Origin of the sequence: [Flexibacter] sp. ATCC 35208, from assembly GCF_001975825.1 — a bacterium.
In the GTDB taxonomy this organism is placed as follows: Bacteria; Bacteroidota; Bacteroidia; order Chitinophagales; family Chitinophagaceae; genus Chitinophaga.
On sequence record NZ_MTKN01000061.1, the window covers coordinates 47068 to 50769 of the forward strand.

Sequence of the window (3702 nt, forward strand, 5' to 3'; positions counted from 1 at the left end):
ATATCATTCAGCGGTGGGAATGGCGTAACTTACAGTGGCTTCGTAAATGGTGAAGACGCTTCAGCAGCATTAACCGGTACGATCACTTACGCAGGTACCTCTCAGGGAGCAACAGTGGTAAATAGCTACACGATCATACCTTCAGGGCTTTCAGCCACAAACTATGATATAACGTATGCTTCCGGTACATTAACCATCAACAAGGCCGCACTTACCATCACTGCCAGTGATCTTACCAAAACATATGATGGTATATCATTCAGCGGTGGGAACGGTGTAACTTACAGTGGCTTCGTAAATGGTGAGGATGCATCAACAACATTAACAGGCACGCTCACTTACACAGGTACATCTCAGGGAGCAACAACTGTAAATAGCTACACGATCATACCTTCCGGCCTTATCGCCACAAACTATGATATAACATATACTGCCGGCACTCTAACCATCAACAAGGCGGCACTTACTATTACTGCCAGTGATCTTACCAAAACCTATGATGGTATACCATTCAGCGGTGGGAACGGCGTAACTTACAATGGCTTCGTAAATGGGGAAGATGCATCAGCAGCATTAACAGGCACGATCACTTACACGGGTACCTCCCAGGGAGCAACAGCTGTAAACAGCTACACGATCATACCTTCCGGCCTTACCGCCTCAAACTATGATATAACATATGCTACTGGTACATTAACCATCAACAAAGCTGCACTTACCGTTACAGCCGACAACAAAGCACGTTGTTTTGGCGCCAATGATCCATCATTTACATTTACCTATAATGGTTGGGTAAATGGAGAAAGCATTACTGAATTAGCCGCTCAGCCGGTAGCCACCACTATTGCTACAGCAGCTACAACAGCAGGTAATTATGACATCATACCTTCTGGTGCTGCAGCATCCAACTATACTATCACTTATGTAAATGGTACTTTAACCATTTATGCACTCCCCGCAGCTACCCTGAGCGCAACAGAAGGCGCAGTGCTTTGCGGTAACAATGCTACCATAACACTTACCGCTTCCGGAAATTATACCTACCAGTGGTTGCTGGACAATAGTCAAATCAATGGTGGAGAAACCGGTACCCTTTCATTAACAACAACCGGTGTATACACTGCTGTCGCAACTGATGGAAATGGATGTACTGCTAATGCAACCAATAGTATTACCGTTAGCAGAATTCTGCCTCCAACAGCATCATTTACCTTTAATACATATTGTGAAAATACAGCGGTTACATTCACCAATACATCTGACATTCATACAAGTGGTGTGGTAGATTATACCTGGAGCAGCGGTGACGGACAAACCGACAATAACACTGACGCCCATTTTACCTATACCACTCCCGGTGATTTCACAGTGTCTCTAACAGCTACACCACAGGAATGCCCATTACTGGCAGCCACTTCAACGCAAATTATAAACATTGCATCACAACTTGCGGCTACGAGACTAACTACCATAAATACCACATCCGGATTACCTACTCAACTATCAGCGCGTAATCTTTCAGATGCGGTATACACCTGGACGCCTTCAACCGGTTTATCTGATGTAACTATATACAATCCTATAGCAACAATTCAAAGTAGTCAGGAATATCAAATACAGATGGTGTTCCCATCAGGCTGCATAACAACTGATACTTTGCTGGTAAATCCGACTATAAGGTATGATATCATTGCGGCAAATGCTTTCACACCAAATGGCGATGGAACAAACGATGTATTCAGAGTAAATCTGAGAGGAGTAAAAGAATTTAAATTCCTGAGGATATATGATCGTTGGGGCAATAAAATATATCAAACCAATGATCCTGCAAAGGGGTGGGATGGTCGATATGGTGGAGTACTACAGCAGGTAGGCACATATATATGGAACGCAGAAGCAATAGATACTAATGGACAAATTATTCAACGGCAGGGGGTCGTGACATTATTACATTAAAATAACAACGGGCTTCGAAGTATACAACTTTGAAGCCCGTTATTAATTTTGCCATCGAATGCCGATGGGAAAGCCCACCACCCCATCATGTTATAAATACAGGTTTTCAGAAAAGTTGGCTGTGTATTACCTTTGCGCTGACATAAACACCATACATGAGCCAATTTCCGCATGTAAAGCTGCCGTTAAAAAACAAACAGACATTCGCTGCTAACCCCGTTAGCGTAGTGCCATTGCCGAATGGAGAAATCCTCATGAACTTTGCGGGTCAACCACTGATTACAAAGCTCAATGCGAACCTTGCAATAGTTTGGGAAAAAATCATACAGGGGCAGCAAGCGAGTTATGTAAGCAGCAAGTTGTCTGCTTCTCCTGATGGTAGCCTGATTGCTATTGCGGACACGACCAATATGCGTATTCTGGATGGAGAAGCTACAACCGAATTATATACTATAGAACATCTTTCCTGGGGCCGTTTCCTGGGTGCATCCTGTTATTTCGGCAGGGATAATAAAACGATCTGGTATGTATTGCCAGGTGATGAAAATGAAAGTGACGCGCTACATGTAATAAATACTTCAGATTTTGAAGTGGTCGCTACTCACCCACTACTGGAAAGCCAGCAATATGTCTACACATTTCATACTACCCCGGACAATAGCATTATTCTGCTGGAAGCCTCAGCTGGACAGGAAGAAGCCATCCTGTTAAAGTTACAGCTAAAAAATGGTATCATTTCCCTGACTGCACTTACCCAATGTGATGATATGATCATGGGCAACTTTGCTCCATCCGGGGAAGAGTTTGTCATGGCGCCTCATTATGACGGGCCACTGGAAATCTACTCCTTCCCTGAGATCAGCAAAGTAGCGGAGCAGGATCAGCAGGCAATTTTTGACGGCAGTAAAGATTTTCCTGCTGCAGAACCCGATAATATCAACTATAGTGTATTCTTTATAGATGATACTACCATTTTGGTCGTTTCCCAGTTTGGCAGATTGTTATTGCTGGACAGAAAAGATTTAATTTGTAAGGCAGAGCTAATGCCGGAGGGAATAGCATTTACAGCATATAACCTGGATGGTCATCCCACTACCAATCCGGATTATATTTTTGATTACAGTAGTAATATTATCAACGTAATGATTTTGCATGACCAGCTGTTTCTAACGACCGGTGAGGGACACTTTCTCAGCTATGAACTGCCTGTATGCTAATAGTGTTTTTCTGGTTTCGGATACACCTTCTTTGAGGATGGCCGCTGGTATCTGATATGCCCTAAAGCGAACTATAAAGGGCAGGCCAATGGACAGAATGACCCGGCTAATATTATCTTCTCTGCAAATGTGCAGGACTATGTAGCATTCTGGGCTACTACTATTTCCAATAATTCAGATGATGCTGTTATCATCTATAATATATCACCAAACAGTGGTAACCCCAATGTGTTTAATCCTTTCCGGTCGGATGAGGAAGTGAGAAGCGGTGCAGTGGTACCTTCACAACCAGATGCCTTGCCGGGAACACAGACCTCAGTAACGTTTTATTCATTCGAGTCCAAGGTTAAAACTAAAGGGACAGAAGCCTTTACCATATATTTTGCCCTATATGAAGTGGATCCGGCTAATCCTGAAAATCAGATCCTTTATGGTTGCTACTACTGGGATCCAACTATCCAGGTACAATAATCGGGATAGCTTTACACTACATATTGAAAGTTTTATGTGGGGGCTGACCAAAAAGGTC

General features: G+C 43.2%; 3 protein-coding genes. All 3 read left to right on the forward strand.

Annotation, left to right across the window (positions count from 1 at the left end):
- On the forward strand, positions 1–1956 hold a 1956-nt coding region (locus tag BW716_RS28050; protein WP_143709075.1), incomplete at its 5' end, for an MBG domain-containing protein.
- 155 nt (positions 1957–2111) lie between these two features.
- Complete coding sequence (locus BW716_RS28055) at positions 2112–3173, forward strand: hypothetical protein (RefSeq protein ID WP_083729257.1); 1062 nt, start codon at positions 2112–2114, stop codon at positions 3171–3173.
- 54 nt (positions 3174–3227) lie between these two features.
- Positions 3228–3644 carry an AidA/PixA family protein gene (locus BW716_RS28060; RefSeq protein WP_235643963.1) on the forward strand — a complete coding sequence of 139 codons (417 nt, stop codon included), beginning with the start codon at positions 3228–3230 and terminating at the stop codon, positions 3642–3644.
- Positions 3645–3702 lie beyond the last annotated feature (58 nt).

What these genes read in the sequence shown, in the direction of transcription:
- BW716_RS28055 (WP_083729257.1), top strand. Translation starts at nt 2,112, where the DNA reads ATGAGCCAATTTCCGCATGTAAAGCTGCCGTTAAAAAACAAACAGACA.